At 58.9% G+C, this 15,370-nt stretch carries 13 protein-coding genes; 7 read left to right on the top strand and 6 right to left on the bottom strand.

Annotated elements, in window-relative coordinates:
* Positions 1 to 41: 41 nt before the first annotated feature.
* Together EHN06_RS18395 and EHN06_RS18390 are read right to left on the bottom strand one after the other, a co-directional pair.
* Complete coding sequence (locus tag EHN06_RS18395) at positions 42 to 1,745, bottom strand: isovaleryl-CoA dehydrogenase (protein WP_127333939.1); 1,704 nt, start codon at positions 1,743 to 1,745, stop codon at positions 42 to 44.
* A gap of 1 nt (position 1,746) precedes the next feature.
* A complete protein-coding gene (locus EHN06_RS18390; protein WP_127333938.1) occupies positions 1,747 to 2,379 on the bottom strand; it encodes a TetR/AcrR family transcriptional regulator in 633 nt (210 codons plus the stop codon).
* A 275-nt stretch (positions 2,380 to 2,654) separates the two neighbouring features.
* Between EHN06_RS18390 and EHN06_RS18385 the strand changes: the two genes are divergently transcribed.
* The 5 genes from EHN06_RS18385 to EHN06_RS18365 all read left to right on the top strand — a co-directional run bounded on the left by EHN06_RS18385 (position 2,655) and on the right by EHN06_RS18365 (position 8,763).
* A complete protein-coding gene (locus EHN06_RS18385) occupies positions 2,655 to 2,876 on the top strand; it encodes a hypothetical protein (protein ID WP_127333937.1) in 222 nt (73 codons plus the stop codon).
* Between the two features lie 146 nt (positions 2,877 to 3,022).
* On the top strand, positions 3,023 to 4,051 hold the full coding sequence (locus EHN06_RS18380; protein ID WP_228257351.1) for a lipase secretion chaperone: 1,029 nt from the start codon (positions 3,023 to 3,025) through the stop codon (positions 4,049 to 4,051).
* Positions 4,052 to 4,215: 164 nt separating this feature from the next.
* A complete protein-coding gene (gene hemB / locus EHN06_RS18375) occupies positions 4,216 to 5,235 on the top strand; it encodes a porphobilinogen synthase (RefSeq protein ID WP_127333936.1) in 1,020 nt (339 codons plus the stop codon).
* Between the two features lie 74 nt (positions 5,236 to 5,309).
* Positions 5,310 to 7,448 carry a polyphosphate kinase 1 gene (gene ppk1 / locus EHN06_RS18370; RefSeq protein ID WP_127333935.1) on the top strand — a complete coding sequence of 713 codons (2,139 nt, stop codon included), beginning with the start codon at positions 5,310 to 5,312 and terminating at the stop codon, positions 7,446 to 7,448.
* A gap of 25 nt (positions 7,449 to 7,473) precedes the next feature.
* Positions 7,474 to 8,763, top strand: a complete 1,290-nt coding sequence (locus EHN06_RS18365; RefSeq protein ID WP_228257350.1) for a DUF945 family protein — start codon at positions 7,474 to 7,476, stop codon at positions 8,761 to 8,763.
* A 35-nt stretch (positions 8,764 to 8,798) separates the two neighbouring features.
* Here the strand turns inward: EHN06_RS18365 and coaD are convergent, their stop codons facing one another.
* The 4 genes from coaD to EHN06_RS18345 all read right to left on the bottom strand — a co-directional run bounded on the left by coaD (position 8,799) and on the right by EHN06_RS18345 (position 13,102).
* Positions 8,799 to 9,281, bottom strand: coding sequence for a pantetheine-phosphate adenylyltransferase (coaD, locus tag EHN06_RS18360; protein ID WP_127333934.1), 483 nt, complete (start codon positions 9,279 to 9,281; stop codon positions 8,799 to 8,801).
* A 53-nt stretch (positions 9,282 to 9,334) separates the two neighbouring features.
* Positions 9,335 to 10,927, bottom strand: coding sequence for a GMC family oxidoreductase (locus EHN06_RS18355; RefSeq protein ID WP_127333933.1), 1,593 nt, complete (start codon positions 10,925 to 10,927; stop codon positions 9,335 to 9,337).
* Positions 10,928 to 10,957: 30 nt separating this feature from the next.
* Positions 10,958 to 11,587 (bottom strand): hypothetical protein, encoded by a 630-nt coding sequence (locus EHN06_RS18350; protein WP_127333932.1) that lies wholly within the window; start codon positions 11,585 to 11,587, stop codon positions 10,958 to 10,960.
* A 69-nt stretch (positions 11,588 to 11,656) separates the two neighbouring features.
* Positions 11,657 to 13,102, bottom strand: coding sequence for a coniferyl aldehyde dehydrogenase (locus tag EHN06_RS18345; protein ID WP_127333931.1), 1,446 nt, complete (start codon positions 13,100 to 13,102; stop codon positions 11,657 to 11,659).
* Positions 13,103 to 13,285: 183 nt separating this feature from the next.
* Here EHN06_RS18345 and EHN06_RS18340 point away from each other — a divergent pair, with 183 nt between their 5' ends.
* Both EHN06_RS18340 and EHN06_RS18335 read left to right on the top strand, forming a co-directional pair.
* The gene (locus EHN06_RS18340) at positions 13,286 to 13,984 is read left to right on the top strand and encodes a TetR/AcrR family transcriptional regulator (protein ID WP_127333930.1); all 699 of its coding nucleotides are present in this window, start codon (positions 13,286 to 13,288) and stop codon (positions 13,982 to 13,984) included.
* A gap of 312 nt (positions 13,985 to 14,296) precedes the next feature.
* Entirely contained in the window at positions 14,297 to 15,307 is a 1,011-nt protein-coding gene (locus EHN06_RS18335; RefSeq protein ID WP_127333929.1) for a TRAP transporter substrate-binding protein, read from the top strand.
* The last annotated feature ends 63 nt before the right edge of the window (positions 15,308 to 15,370 follow it).

Below are 15,370 nucleotides of genomic sequence, written 5' to 3'. Positions count from 1 at the left end.
AACTGTTCGGGGGTTAAGCAAACAGGGTTTTACTTACCCTATTAGCCTACTACAGGCGTCGCTCGTTTGATAATGGCCGCGGCGTCGGTGCCGGATGGTAAATTGCCGTAGTTGAGGCCGCCGCCGGATTGCAGGCGGGAGGCGCAGAAGGCATCGGCGACCGCCGGGTCGGATCCGCGCAGCAGCAGGCTGGCCTGCATGGCCAGGGCCAGGCGATCGACCAGGTTGCGGGCGCGGTACTGGAAGTCGCTGATGTCGGTGAAGTCGTTCTGCAGCTGGGCGACGAAGCGATCGAAGCGGGCGTCGGTGCCTTTGGCTTCCAGGACTTCCTGGAAAAATGCGTCGAGGGTGTCGGGTTCTTTTTGCAGGGCGCGCAGGGTGTCGAGGCACTGGACGTTGCCGCTGCCTTCCCAAATGGCGTTGACTGGTGACTCTCGCAGCAGGCGGGGCATGATGCAATCTTCCATCACGCCGCTGCCGCCGATGCATTCCATGGCTTCGTAGGCGTGGTTCGGGGTGCGTTTGCAGATCCAGTATTTGCCGACCGGTGTGGCCAGTCGTGCCAGCAGGCGTTCATGCTGCAGGTGCTGGTTGTCCAGGGCGCGGGCGATGCGCAGGGTGTAGGCCATCGCTGCTTCGCTTTCCAGCGCCAGGTCTGCCAGTACGTTCTGCATCAGCGGTTGTTCGTTGAGACGGTGGCCGAAGGCGCTGCGGTGGCGGCAGTGATGTGTCGCCTGGGCCACGGCCTGGCGCATGCCGGCGGAGCTGCCGATCATGCAGTCGAAGCGGGTCATGGCCACCATTTCAATGATGGTGGGCACGCCGCGGCCTTCTTCACCGACCATCCAGGCCAGGGCGCCGCGCAGTTCTGCTTCGCTGGATGCGTTGGCGACGTTGCCCATCTTGTTCTTGAGGCGTTGGATCTGCCACGGGTTTTTGCTGCCATCCGGACGCCAGCGTGGCATCAGGAAGCAGGACAGTCCGTTGGTGGTCTGAGCGAGCACCAGGAAGGCATCGCACATGGGCGCGGAGACAAACCATTTGTGGCCGACCAGTTCGTAGGCCTGTCCCGGGCCCTCGACGCCTACCGGATAGGCGCGGGTAGTGTTGGCGCGGACATCGCTGCCGCCCTGTTTCTCGGTCATCGCCATGCCGATGGTCACGGACTGTTTCTGGCCATCGGGCAGGTTGCGGGGGTCGTACTGGTTGGCGAGGATGCGGTCTTCCCACAGCGCCGCCAGCTCCGGCTGCTTGCGGATGGAGGGGATGGCGGCAAAGGTCATGGTGATGGGGCAGCAGTGTGCCGCTTCCACCTGGGAGTGCATGTAATATTTGGCCGCCCGCGCAACATGGGCGCCCTGGCCGGGGTGCGTCCAGGGGCTGCTGTGCAGGCCGTGCTCCATGGCAATGGACATCAACTGGTGATAAGCCGGGTGGAAGTCCACCTGGTCAATACGGTGGCCAAAGCGGTCATGGGTGTTGAAGACCGGTTTGTTTTCGTTGGCCCGGAACCCCAGCTCAATGGTTTCCCGGTTGCCGGCCAGCGCGCCAAAGGCCTGGAGGTCTTCAACGGCCGCGCGGCCTCCCTCCCGTTCCACCGCCTCCCTGAGCGCCGTGTCCTGGTCGAACAGGTTGTAGTTTTCCAGGGCGGGGGGTTGATTGACCACGTCATGGGTCACGGCCAGATAGCGATCTTCCGGGCCGGTTGAGTCGCTGTGGGGTGGTGCAGGCTGACGGGCGTTCATGTTACCTCCTGGTACCGGTCAACCCCTGCATGCAAAAACGTAGGATGGCGTTGACCAGTGGGTCGTTGTTGTCGTTTCTCGGTGCTGCCTGGCTACCCGCCTGGGCCGGGGACAAAGGTCCTACCAGGCTTTCGGCGATAGCGCCGACCAGGCATGTACTGCTCTGGCGTGCGTCCTGCTCGGGAATGCATCCCGCTTCAATGCCTTCGCTGATGGCCTTTTCAAACAGTTCGGCGTAAGCCCTGCGGTAGGCCAGCCGTTCTTCCTCCACTTTCGGGTCGACCGGTTCGGCAATCAGTGACCAGGCCATGACCGGTCCACGCAAGGCGCGTTCGGCAAACTGGCGCAGCGCCGCCTCAAGCCGCACGGTGGCATCCCCCGGGGTGGACAGGGCTTCCGCAACCTTGTCGACTTCCCTTTGGGTTGCCAGCCGGAAAATTTCCGCAAACAGGTCTTCTTTGGACTCAAAGTGGCGGTAGATTGTTCCTGTCGCCACGCCTGCCAAAGCCGCAATGGTCGTGACTCTGGCGCTGCGAAAACCGCTTTCTGCCACGCATTGATAGGCGCAACTGACAATGCGCTCGCGAGCTTCTGCCTTGCGTTTGCGCATTTTTTCCGTTTCCCGGTAGGCCATGTTGGCTCCTCTTAAGTAGTGAATCATTATTCATTTCTTGTGTCAACCAAGCGAGAGCCGGTTGTGTTTGTCGTTTATCTTTTAAAATCAAGCAACTATTTTAAATTACAAAAAATTACAAAAAAATTGTTGCCTGTAAATGGCGTTGACTGAAAAAGCGGATTATAAAGACGCCAAGGCACACCGATCGGTCGGCTGTTGCCGAGGTGGAGCGGCCCTCCCAAGCCGGGTCAGGTGCGCTCGTAGTTTTGTTTTCGTTGATGGAGATAAAGGTCATGAGTGAATTCGACGAAAGCAACGTGGAGCAATCCGGAGGCTGGAGCAGCGACAGTGAAGATAACCACTCTGTTGCTGGTCGTGCCCGGGTGCGTGCACAGTTACAGGCGGATATTGAGGCGTTCCTGAGCCAGGGTGGGCAAATCCAGGAAGTGGACACATCGTTCCGTTCCGATCCTTCCCGCAAGGTGGATGTCGGCTTCAATAACCGATCCCTCTGATATGCCAGACCCACAGCCTTTGGCTGTGGGTCTGTTTTTGAACGCTGTCTCAGCGTGCCTTCGATCATTGCTCTATTCTGGGTCCTTTCACCAGCAGCCGTGCCTGTAAGTGGCTGATCCATAACTCCAACAAGAACCTGTACATTATGAAAGTTCTCTCCTGGCTGGCAACGGCTATGTTATTGATCATAGCAGCCATAGCCATCTTTGCGCGTGCACTTCCCGGTGCCGGGACCGATCCTGAGCCGGCTCCGCCAGTCAGCCATCGACAGGCAGATCAGTTGCCCGGGGCCACCGCTTCAGATGATGCCGCTCCACCTTCACAGTGGGTCGGTCAGTCGAATGCGACAGTGATTCCCGACACTTTCCCGGCTTCGCTGAGTGGAACGTCCGCTCCATCAGGCTGGGCCAGGGTGGACGGCAACGGCAATCTGATACCAACGCCGTCGTTGCGTCAATTATTTGAGTACTATCTGTCTGCGCTGGGGGAGGAACCCCTGCGACAGCTGGTGGCGCGGATTGAGCTGGAATTGGAGGCATTGGGTGAACCGGCCCGCTCGGAGGCGCTGAATATTCTGGGGAACTACCTGGATTACAAGCTTGCGCTGGGGGATCTGGAGGCGTCCTATGACGAAGGTCCGGCGGCTGGTCTGAAGGAGACCGAACGTCGCATGAGGGAGATTCAGGGATTGCGGCGGGCCTGGCTGGATGCCGATACCGCCGAGGCTTTCTTTGCCCGTGAGGAGGCGGTGGACCGTTTCCAGTTGGAGCAGCGTCGTATTGCCCTCGATGACACCTTGACTGAACAGCAGCGAACACAGGCCCTGGCATTGGCTGAGCAGGCGTTACCCGCCCCGCTACGGCGGGCCCGTGAAACTACCCGGCGCTTTGCGGAGTATGAGCAGGCACGACAGGAGTTTGCCGGTAATCCCGAGGCCCTGAGGGCCTGGCGCGAGGATGCCTTCGGCGTCGAGATCGCGCAGCAACTGGCGGAAGTGGAGGCGCGGCAAAGGGACTGGGAACAGCGCTGGCAGGCATACCGCCAGGAACGTCAGGCACTGGAACGTGCCGGCCTGGCTGCGCCGGAGAGGGAGACCGCCATCGAAGTCTTGCGGGATCGCTATTTCACCGGTACGGAGCGAGTGCGGGCCAGTGCCCTGGACTCCCTGCAGTAATCATACAGTCATACCACGTCGGTAAACTCCTGCAATCCATGTAAAAAGGGCCCAACCGGAGCCTGCCCCCGTGTTGTGAGGGCGTGTATGATGAGGGAACGGACCGACCGGATTGTCCGGTCGGTGTGTGGTTTGTGTCCTACTCGCCACCCAGGAGGTGCTTCGTGCGTTCAACAAGTCGTGTATTCCCTGTTACCCGCTTACGTCGTAATCGGGCGGATGATTTTTCCCGACGTCTGGTGCGGGAGCATCAGCTCAGCGTTGATAACCTGATTTACCCGGTGTTCGTGCTGGAGGGTGAGGGCAAGAGGGAGCCGGTGCCGTCCATGCCGGGAGTGGAGCGCCTGAGTATTGATCTGTTGGTGGAGCAGGCAGCTGAGTTGGTTGAACTGGGCATTCCCGCTGTTGCACTGTTCCCGGTTGTTGAGGCTGAGCAGAAGAACTCCTCTGGTTCCGGTGCCTGGAACTCCGACGGCCTGGCTCAGCGCGCGGTCCGGGCCTTGAAAAAAGCACACCCCGGGTTGGGGGTAATCACCGATGTGGCGCTCGACCCGTTCACTACCCATGGGCAGGACGGTATTGTTGATAACGACGGTTATGTGCTCAACGACGTGACCATTGAAGCACTGGTCAATCAGGCGTTGTCCCATGCCGATGCGGGAGCGGATATTGTTGCGCCCTCGGATATGATGGACGGTCGCGTGGCGGCCATCCGGAATGCCCTGGAGTCGGCGGGGTATGTAAATACTCGCATTCTGGCCTATTCTGCCAAGTATGCTTCTGCCTATTACGGTCCGTTCCGGGATGCTGTCGGATCAGCGGACAACCTTGGTAAGGGGGACAAGGCAACCTATCAGATGGACCCGGCCAACAGCGACGAGGCACTGCATGAAGTCTCGATGGATCTGGCGGAAGGTGCGGACATGGTGATGATCAAGCCGGGCATGCCGTACCTGGATATCGTTCATCGCGTCAAACATGAACTGCAGGTGCCGACCTTTGTGTACCAGGTCAGCGGTGAGTATGCCATGCACATGGCGGCCGCTGAAAATGGCTGGCTGGATGGCGATGCGGTGATGATGGAGAGCCTGACGGCCATGCGACGTGCCGGCGCAGATGCCATCCTGACGTATTTTGCAGTCCGGGCTGCGCGTCTGTTGAAGCAGCCACACGGGCAACGTTGATAACTGAATCACGGGCTCCGGAAAACCACTCCCAGAGCGGAGGAAGGAGCCCATCACATTGGAATTGATGAGTTATGAGTAGTGGATCTGTTGAAAAACTGGGCGAAGCCGAAGTGCAGAGCGTTCCGGCTCCGGTTGAAGTACCGACTGTCGCTCAGGATGTTGATCTGGGCGCAACTGACAACTTCTTCAATCGGGAGCTCAGCCAGCTGCAGTTCAATTACCGGGTGCTCAAGCAGGCTCTGGACACCACTCATCCTCTGATCAACCGCCTGATTTTCTGCTGTATCTTCAGCAGCAACATGGATGAATTCTTCGAAATCCGGGTCGCCGGTCTGCGCCAGCAGATGAAGTACGGCCGGGAGACCGTGGGTTCCGATGGCCTGATGCCTGAACAGGTCCTGACTGAAATCAGTCGTGTGGCCCATGAATACATTCGTGAGCAGTACGACATCCTCAATAATGTGCTGATTCCTGAAATGGAACAGGAGAATATCCATTTTGTCCGGCGCCGGGAATGGACACCGGCCCAGGCCGAATGGGTGCGCAGCTATTTCGAGGAAGAAATCCTGCCGGTGGTCAGCCCGATCGGGCTGGATCCTTCCCATCCGTTCCCGCGACTGGTCAACAAGAGCCTGAACTTCATTGTCGAACTGGATGGCAAGGATGCCTTTGGCCGCGAGACCGGCATGGCAATCGTGCCGGCACCGCGTTCCCTGCCGCGGCTGGTGCGGCTGCCCGATGATGTCTGCGAGGGTGGTGATAACCTGGTGTTCCTGTCCTCGATGATCCACGCCCATGCCGATGAGCTGTTCCCGGGCATGGAAGTCAAGGGTTGCTACCAGTTCCGCCTGACCCGTAACGCCGACCTGGAGCTGGAGGACGATCTGGAAGATCTCGCCTCGGCGCTGCGTGGTGAGCTGCTCAGTCGCCGCTTTGGCGATGGTGTGCGCCTGGAGGTGGCTGACAACTGTCCGGAGGAACTGGTCCACTTCCTGTTGCGGGAATTCGGACTCACCGAGCGTGATCTCTATCAGGTGCACGGTCCGGTCAACCTGACCCGGTTAATGGCAGTCGGCGGACTCGTGGATCGACAGGACCTGACCTATTCCGGATTTTCGCCGTCCATTCCGCGTCAGATCCGCAGCAAGGAGTCCATGTTCGACGCCATTCGCAAGCGCCCGATCCTGCTGTTGCACCCTTATCAGAATTTCAGCCCGGTCACCGATCTGTTGCGACAGGCGGCCAAGGACCCTCAGGTGTTGGCTATTCGTCAGACGCTGTACCGCACCGGGGCCGACTCCGAAATCGTGGAGGCACTGGCGGATGCCGCCCGGCGCGGAAAGGAAGTCACTGCGGTGATCGAATTGCGTGCCCGTTTTAGTGAAGCGGAAAACCTGGAACTGGCCAGCCGCCTGCAGGAGGCGGGGGTGATCGTCGTCTACGGGGTGGTTGGCTATAAAACCCACGCCAAGATGATCCTCATCGTGCGCCGGGAAGAGGGGCGGCTCAGGCGCTATGTCCATTTGGGGACGGGCAACTACCACGCCGGTAATGCCCGCCTGTACACGGATTACAGTTTCATGACCTGCGACGAGTCCATTGGTGACGACGTCAACAAACTGTTCCAGCAGCTGACCGGGATGGGCAAGGCGCTGAAGATCAAGAAACTGTTCCACGCACCGTTTACCCTCCACAGCCGATTGTTGAGCCTGATCGACCGGGAGGCGGGTTACGGCCAGAACGGCAGGATCATCTTCAAGTTCAATGCCCTGACCGAGCCTCAACTGATCAAGTCATTGTACCGGGCGTCCCAGGCCGGGGTGAAAATTGACCTGATCATTCGCGGTATCTGTTGCCTGCGGCCGGAAGTGCCCGGGCTTTCCGAGAATATCCGGGTACGGTCCATTATCGGCCGCTTCCTGGAACATACCCGGGTCTATTACTTCGGCAACAACGGTCGTCCGGATGTCTATTGCTCCAGTGCGGATGGCATGGAACGCAATCTGTTAAGCCGGGTGGAAACGGCGTTTCCCATCGAGGATCCCAGCCTGATTGCCCGGGTCCGGGAGGATCTGGATACCTATTTGGCGGATAACTGTCAGTCCTGGGTCTTGCAGCCGGATGGCAGTTACCTACAGAATCAACCGGCGGATGGGGAAGATCGACTGGCATCCCAGCTGGTGTTGCTGGAGCGTCTGACCGGACAATAATAAGCAGTTTGTTACGGAGAAATCAGTGAAAAAGACATGGATGATTGTGGGCGGCGTTGTACTGGTGGTTGGCGCCGTAGCTCCCTGGGGTGTGGGCCTGGTCACTGAGCAGCAGTGGCAGGAGGTGACCTCGGAAGTCAATGCGAAACAGCCGTTTGTGCGGCTGGAGACCCGGGATTACCGCCGAGGTTATCTCAGCGCCCGTTTTGAGGGCACAGTGACGTTTGAAGATCCCGCCAGTGAAGACGTACATCAGATTGAGTATGAAGCGAGAGTCTCCCATGGGGTTACCGGTAGCTTGTTGGACTTCGTGCCGCTCTCCGGTGTGCCTGAGGAGGCTGCAGGCCTTTTCCCGGATGAAAAACCGAGGCTGACCCTGGAAACCCGGCTCTGGGGAACCGCCATTGCTGAGTTGACGGTGCCGGCGCTATCGGTCACCAACGACGACAGCGGAGAATCCCTGAACATGTCCGGCGGGTTTGGTCGGGTCGATATCGGCAGCAACGGCACCGAGGCTGATATTGTGATGGTGTGGCCGGGGATGGTACTCGACACCCCGGATCTGCAGATCCGCCTGCAGGATTTCCAGTTGGAGCAGACGCTGCACCACCTGCGTGGCGAGGTCTGGACCGGCGAGGGGGAGGCAGACCTTCAGTCTGTGGAGTTCCTGTCCGCGGGGCAGGCCCCGCTACGGATGGAGGGCTTCCGGATGACCAGCAGGACCTGGCCAACGGACAATGACCGCAGTGTGAATTCTGAAACCGTGGCCACCCTGGACACAGTGACTTCAGACGGTGAAAGCTTCGGGCCCCAGCGGGTGGCGTTCGTGATGAATGGTCTGGATGTGGATAGCTGGAGCGAGTTGACCGGCGCGATGACCGACATGCAGGTTGCTGCCCTGGATAACCAGGCCGGATCACCGGCTGCGTTTGAGCAGCAGATGGCCAGTATGAACCGACTCAGCGGCGCGCTGTTGGATCTGGCGGCTGAAGGGTTCAGCTTCGGTTTCCCGGATATCAGCCTGGTGACACCGGACGGGGAGGTAAACGGCGAGTTGATGGTTGAGCACCCGACCCTGTCGGATCAGGAGCGCTCGCAGATGCTGATGGTCATGCAGCGATTGACCGGGCACATGAAGTTGAGCCTGCCCCTGGCGCTTGCCGAGAACCATCCGGAGCTGATGATGCAACTGGCGCCATTGATCAAGGAAGGGATGATGACCCGGAGCGGTGATCATTTGACCATGTCCGCGCAGCTGAAGGACCTGTCGGTCGACGTCAACGGCACAGTGATACCGTTACCGCCCCTATTCTGAGGCGGCAACGCGTCTAATCATCGGGGCCAATTACATCAGGACTGACGGAACTTCTGTTGCAAGGCCGCCTCAACGGCGGGATCGACGAATTCCGATACATCACCGCCCAGAGACGCGATCTCACGGATCAGGGTGGAGGAAATGTAGGACAGGTGATTTGCCGGTGTCAGGAACACGCTTTCCACTTCCGGGGCCAGGCGGCGATTCATGTCAGCCAACTGGAATTCGTACTCAAAATCGGAGACCGCGCGCAGCCCCCGTAGAATCACCGTTGCATTCTGTTCGCGGACAAAGTCCGCCAACAGGTTACTGAAGCCGGTGACACTGACGTTGGGGATGTGGGCGGTGGCTTTCCGGACCAGTTCGCAGCGTTCCTCCAGATCCAGCAGTGGCTGCTTCTTCGGATTGTAGGCGATCGCAACAACGATTTCGTCAAACATGCGGCCTGCCCGTTCAATCAGGTCGGTGTGGCCATTGGTGATAGGGTCAAAGGTGCCCGGGTAGATAACTTTAGGCATGCACTGCTCCTCGGTTCAGAAGCCCATAGCATACCCGGGCACTTACTGCTTTGTCAGCCTTTCAGCTTGCCGGCCAGCCGGGTGCTGTTCCTGGCGGCCAGGGCATACACCGACAGCTGGGGATTGGCGCCGATACTGGTGGGGAAGATGGATGCATCATGGATGCTCAGGTTGCTGACGTGGTGGTGCTCGCCGAAACCGTTAACCACCGATTGTTGCGGGTTTTCACCCATGCCACAACCGCCCATCTGGTGAGCAGTGAACAGCCGCACGCGATGCAGCTCCATGGGCAGCTCGTCGATAGCGGCCCTGGCCTCTGACCAGCTGTTGAACCAGGGAGAATCCAGGTGCATAAGGCGGACCTGCTCGGCGCCGGCAGCAAACTGGATTTCTGCCATGGTATGGAAGGCCCGGCGCAAGCCGTCCCAGAGGTAATCGGTCACCGGATAGTCGAGCACCGGGCTGCCGTCGTCCCGCAGGCTGACGGTTCCGCCGGGGCTGTCCGGATGGAAGCCATCCCTCAGCAGGGCAATAACCGACTGCATCCAGGGTAATTGCTTGAGGTTGTCCCGTTGCTCTTCGCCATGGCCCGGTACGACGCCGCTGGACATTGCCGGGTGCAGCGGTGGGACTTCCAGCTTGTAGCCGGCTGGGCCATCCACGCCCTCGCGGAAGTTGAACTCGTCTGAGTAAATCGACTGGGGAGCACCGTAAAACGGATCGACTTTCTCCGGCATACGCGCAACGGTGGCGTTCACCGGATGGATGAACGAGCGCTTGCCGATACGATGGTGGGGGTCGGGAATGTCTGAGCGCAGCAACAGGCCAGGCGAGCCAATGGCGCTGGCGGCCACCACAAAGTGTCGGGCTTTCAGGTGGACCTTCACGCCGGAAGGCGTCACGGTATCCGCGGACATGGCGGAGGCCACCAGGTGATCGATCCGGTCCTGCTTCATGACCAGCTTGTCGGCGCGCAGGCCATGGAACAAACGGGCTTCGTTATCCAGTGCGCCCGGGATGGTCGTGGTCAGGGCACCTTGCTTGGCATTGGTGGGACAGCCGACGCCACAGTAGCCCAGGTTCCAGCAACCCTTGACGTTGCGGGGGATCACGTTCCAGGAATAGCCCAGTTTGTCACAGCCCTGGCGCAGAATGTCGTTGTTGACATTGGGATCGGTCAGCCATGGTGAGACAGTATGCCGCTCTTCGCGGCCATCGAACCATGGCTTCATTGCCTCCGGCCTGAGATTCTCAAGCCCGAAGTTGTCGGCCCAGTAGCTCAGGGTGGGTTCCGGGGTGCGGAAGCTTGAGGTCCAGTTGACGGTGGTTGACCCGCCGACACAGCGTCCCTGGAGGATGGCAATGGCCCCGTCTTTGGTGACCCGGCTCATGCCTTCCTGATACAGCGAGGCATAGGCGGTCAGCTCGTCCATCTTGAAATCTTTCTGGTAATAAAGCCTCCCTTCTTCCACGAGGATGACGGACAGCCCGGCGCGGGCCAGGATTTCGGCGGTGGTGCCGCCACCAGCGCCGGTGCCAATGATCACGACGTCTGCTTCATGGGTCTGGTTGTCTGTCAGGGTGCTGGCGTCTGTGACTTTCCAGCCGGCCTCAAGGCCCTTGGCAATGCGATCGGTTAACGACATGGAAATCTCCGTAATCAGCGGGCGGCAGAATCAGGCGTTGTTGAACTGGGGCAGGGCTTGCATGGCCCATGGTGGTGGCCCCGGGTAGCCCGACAGGTGCCAGTGCTGGGGGTGGCCGTAAAACGCCACGTTGCTGATTTTGGTCAGGGCGATGTAGCCATTGTTGAGCAGACCAATACCGCTGGTGCGCCAGCGTTCCAGAAAGGCGTCCACCTCGGCGGTGGTGGCGTTGGGCCAGCTGGACCAGACCCGGGCAACCGTGACCCGCGTCAGGCCGAAGTTGAGCAGATCAAACAGTTTGCGCAGCTCCTGCTGGTTGGCCGGGCCGAACTGGACAATGCCCTGATCAATCCGTTCGATGGTGCCGGCAATCGCCTGTCGCCTTGGCTCCGGCTCTTCCATCAGGGCCGGCCCGACAATGGCTGGCAGCAGGGCCTGGAACAGTTCGATGTCATCGCGGGTGAGAAACTGGAACCGATAGCCCTCATCGACGGGGGTATCGGCCGCATCCAGGCGACCCGCCGGTGCGGTTGCGCAGCCACTGAGGCCCGCCGTGACACTGACGGTGCCGAGGAACAGAGTGCCCCCCAGTCCGGCCCGCAGAAAGCTGCGTCGGTCGATGGTGGAAGGGGATTCCTGATCGTGTGGGAGATGGGACATGGTGGGTCCTCTTGTTGTTTTCGTCGCAAGCGCTGGAAGCGGGCCGGTGTTAGCCGGCCCGGGTGTGGATCAGCGGATGAATAACTTGTAGACCATCTTGTGGGCAGTAGTGCCGTGGGGTGCGTAGACGTATTTGCCGCTGTTGAACTTCTGTTTGCTGAAGATCGCGCGGTGATGGGACAGCGTCAGGAAGCCTTCCTTGCCGTGGTAATGCCCCATACCGGAATCACCAATGCCGCCGAATGGCAGGTCGTCCTGCGCCACGTGCATCAACGCGTCATTGATGCACATGCCGCCGGAGTGGGTGTTGTCCACCACCTGTTGCTGCATGGAACGGTCATAGCCAAAGAAGTACAGGGCGAGTGGGCGAGGGCGATCGTTGATGTAGTGGATGGCTTCGTCCAGGCCACCGTAACCGACGACCGGCAGAATCGGTCCAAAAATCTCGTCCTGCATCACCTTCATGTCCGGGGTAGTCTTCAGAACCAGGGTCAGAGGAATCTTGCGGGTGCCGTCCTTGAGGTTTTCCCGTGCCGGGTTGAGCTCGACGATCTCGGCGCCTTTTTCCCGGGCGTCGTCCAGATAACCCTGCAACCGCTCGTATTGGCGTTCATTGATAATGGCGGTGTAGTCGTCGTTGTCCCGCAGGCTGGGGTACATTTCGGCAAAGCGGGCGCGAAATTCGTCCACAAAGGCCTGCACCCGGTCCGCCGGACAGAGCACGTAATCCGGTGCCACACAGGTCTGGCCGGCATTGAAGGCCTTGCCGAACGCAATGCGCTGGGCGGCATCCTCCATGGGAACATCGGAGGAGACAATCGCAGGGGACTTGCCGCCCAGTTCCAGGGTAACCGGTGTCAGGTTCTCCGAGGCTGCACGCATCACCAGCTTGCCCACGGAAGTGGAGCCGGTGAACAGCAGGTGGTCAAAGGGGCGGCTGGAGAAATCCGCGGCAACATCCGCCTCTCCGGTGATCACCGATACCAGGTCCCCGGGGAAGGTAGCCTCAATGATCTCCTTGAACAGGGCGGAGGTATGCGGAGTGAACTCTGACATCTTGATCATGGTGCGGTTACCCGCGGCCAGTGAGGCGACCAGAGGCCCGACAGCCAGATACAGCGGGTAGTTCCAGGGCACAATAACGCCGACCACGCCTTTGGGCTGGTAGTGGACCTTATTGCTGGCGGGCTGGAACAGCACCGAGACATGACGTTTCGAGGGCTTCATCCAGCCACCGAGGTTTTTCAGGGTGTAATTGATGCCCTGAATGGACGGCATGATTTCAGCAATCAGCGATTCGTCCTTCGAGCGGCAACTGAAATCCCGGTCAATGGCGTCGGTCAGCTTGTCCTGGTTGCTCAGTAGCGCCCGCTTCAGCCGCTTCAGGTTTTCCTGACGCTCGGTCAGTGAGGGCATTGAGTTGTTGCGAAATGCCTTTTTCTGATCTTCGAATACACGATGCGTGTGCTGGATTTGCTTCTTACTTTCGGTAAGCTGGACGACGCTGGCTCCCATGGAACTCTCCCCTCGGGTCGCCGGATGCATTCCGGGCGCCCTGTTGTTGTTTGAGTGGTGGCGAAAAAATGCTCAATTTGCGCTTGATGGTATTATTAGAGTATATACTCTAGGTAGTCAAGGAAAGCCGGATGGCGGATCAGGCCATCCGCCGGTCACACAACAACAAAGCTTGCTGAACCTATGAAAACCAGAGACAAGATCCTGCTATCCAGCCTGGAGCTATTTAACGAGCGGGGTGAGCGAAATGTCACCACCAATCACATTGCTGCGCATCTGGCCATATCTCCGGGTAACCTCTATTACCATTTCCGCAACAAGTCGGACATCATTTACGAGATCTTCCTGGAATATGAAAAGCTGGTGGATTATTACCTGGATATTCCAGAGGATCGGCCGCTGACTCTGGATGACATGATGTTTTATCTGGAATCCGTCTTTGACGGGCTCTGGAGTTACCGGTTTTTCCATCGCGACCTGGAACATCTGCTGGATGGTGACCGGCGGCTACGCCAGGATTACCGGGAGTTCACCGAGCGTTGCCTGGACGCCATCAGCCGGATCTTCGAGAAGATGGCGGACGCGGGCATCATCGAACCCCAATCGGAAGAATTGCGTTCGGCCATGTCGCTGAACGTCTGGCTGGTTATCACCAACTGGATGGCGTTCCTGAAAACAGCCCATGCCTGCGAGGAATCCGCCAATCTCACGCTGACGGAGCTCAAGCAGGGAATCTACCAGGTGCTGACCCTGGAAATTCCCTACCTGACACCGGCCTACCGGGAAAGGGTCATGGCGCTGAGAGAGCAGTACCGCCCACAACTGCCGGAAGCCCGTGAGGTCGAATCGTCAGTCAGAAGCGTTGGATGGCGTTCTGCCTGATTAATTTTTGATCGATTCTGGAACTTTCGGGATAGCCTGGTGTCACATCTCTGACGCTGGGGATCCGGACATCCCTGGCGTCACCCTGAGTGAGTTCTCAGGTTTTAGCACGTCGCAAACCCTGACGTTTCACCGGCCTGTCTTATGGCAGGCCGGTTTTTTCTTTCTGCCTCCCGTTCTTCTTCCCAAGTACTCTTCAGGTATTCTCCAAGTGCTCTCCAACACATCCTTGTCAGCGCTTTTCAAATCCAATAAACTCGCTTATGTTACCGGTAACATATGCCGGCACAAAAACAATCAGGAGATTCCAATATGTTTCCGACAAGACACGCTATTGGCGTATTTCTGGCCACGCTTGCGTTTAATGCCTTTGCTGCCGATTTCACCTTCAAGTTCCAGTCTTCAGACCCTGCCGGTGTCAAAAATTTCAAGATTCAACAGGCCTGGGCCGATCGTGTGGAGACCATGACCGGTGGTCGTGTGGAGATCGACTTGCTGCCGGTTGGCAGTGTCGTCAGCCACACCGAGACCCTGGGAGCCATGAAAATGGGGGTGTTGGACGGCCACATTTCGGTCACCGGATACTTTTCCGGTAAGGATCCGGCATTCGGACTGATTGGCAATACCGTGGGTGCCTGGTCCAGCCCTGACCAGCTTATTGACTACATCAACTACGGCGGCGGTTATGAGCTGATGAATGAGCTGTATGAACCGTACGGCGTCAAATTTATTGGTGGCGGTGGTACCGGGCTTGAGTCGTTCGTGTCAAAAAAGCCGCTTGACGGGGTGGCGGATCTCAAGGGGCTGAAAATGCGTGCGCCCGAAGGGCTGGTGCAGTCGGTCTTTGCCGCGGCCGGTGCTTCGCCGGTCAACCTGCCCGGCTCCGAGGTCTATACCGCATTGAGCAAGGGCGTGATTGACGCAGCCGACTACACGGTGTTCTCAACCAACCATGAGGCCGGCCTGAATGACATTGCCTCACATCCTGTCAATCCCGGGTTTCATTCGTTGCCCCTGCTGGAAATTGCCATGGGGCTTAAGGCGTGGGAGAAACTGCCAGAAGACATCCAGGCCATTATGACGGTGTCCGCCAGGGACTTTGCGCAGGACATTAGCACCCAATTGGCAATGGCTGATCGGGAGGCCGTCAATGAGGCCCGTGCGAATCCGGAGATTACCATCCACGACTGGTCTGCCGAGGAGCGCCGCAAGTTCCGTGCTATTGCCCGCGATCAATGGAAGGTCTACGCAGAGCAGTCCCCCAATGCCGGCAAGGTGTACCAGTCGGTCACCAAATACCTGGAGTCTCAGGGCCTCCTCTGAGTAGCAGGTTCCCTCGATATCAGCCTCCGGGCACCCTGTCGGGGCCCGGAGCGAGGAGTTCAT

It is taken from the genome of Marinobacter sp. NP-4(2019), from assembly GCF_003994855.1.
In the GTDB taxonomy this organism is placed as follows: Bacteria; Pseudomonadota; Gammaproteobacteria; order Pseudomonadales; family Oleiphilaceae; genus Marinobacter.
Note: the sequence above shows the minus strand (reverse complement) of the source record. Positions and strands in the feature narration are given on the sequence as shown.

Excerpts from the sequence above, each read along its gene's own strand:
- EHN06_RS18385 (WP_127333937.1), top strand. The coding sequence starts at position 2,655 with ATGAGTGAATTCGACGAAAGCAACGTGGAGCAATCCGGAGGCTGGAGC.
- EHN06_RS18340 (WP_127333930.1), top strand. The coding sequence starts at position 13,286 with ATGAAAACCAGAGACAAGATCCTGCTATCCAGCCTGGAGCTATTTAAC.
- EHN06_RS18350 (WP_127333932.1), bottom strand. The coding sequence starts at position 11,587 with ATGTCCCATCTCCCACACGATCAGGAATCCCCTTCCACCATCGACCGA.
- EHN06_RS18395 (WP_127333939.1), bottom strand. The coding sequence starts at position 1,745 with ATGAACGCCCGTCAGCCTGCACCACCCCACAGCGACTCAACCGGCCCG.
- EHN06_RS18345 (WP_127333931.1), bottom strand. The coding sequence starts at position 13,102 with ATGGGAGCCAGCGTCGTCCAGCTTACCGAAAGTAAGAAGCAAATCCAG.
- ppk1 (WP_127333935.1), top strand. The coding sequence starts at position 5,310 with ATGAGTAGTGGATCTGTTGAAAAACTGGGCGAAGCCGAAGTGCAGAGC.
- EHN06_RS18335 (WP_127333929.1), top strand. The coding sequence starts at position 14,297 with ATGTTTCCGACAAGACACGCTATTGGCGTATTTCTGGCCACGCTTGCG.
- EHN06_RS18355 (WP_127333933.1), bottom strand. The coding sequence starts at position 10,927 with ATGTCGTTAACCGATCGCATTGCCAAGGGCCTTGAGGCCGGCTGGAAA.
- EHN06_RS18390 (WP_127333938.1), bottom strand. The coding sequence starts at position 2,379 with ATGGCCTACCGGGAAACGGAAAAAATGCGCAAACGCAAGGCAGAAGCT.
- EHN06_RS18380 (WP_228257351.1), top strand. The coding sequence starts at position 3,023 with ATGAAAGTTCTCTCCTGGCTGGCAACGGCTATGTTATTGATCATAGCA.
- coaD (WP_127333934.1), bottom strand. The coding sequence starts at position 9,281 with ATGCCTAAAGTTATCTACCCGGGCACCTTTGACCCTATCACCAATGGC.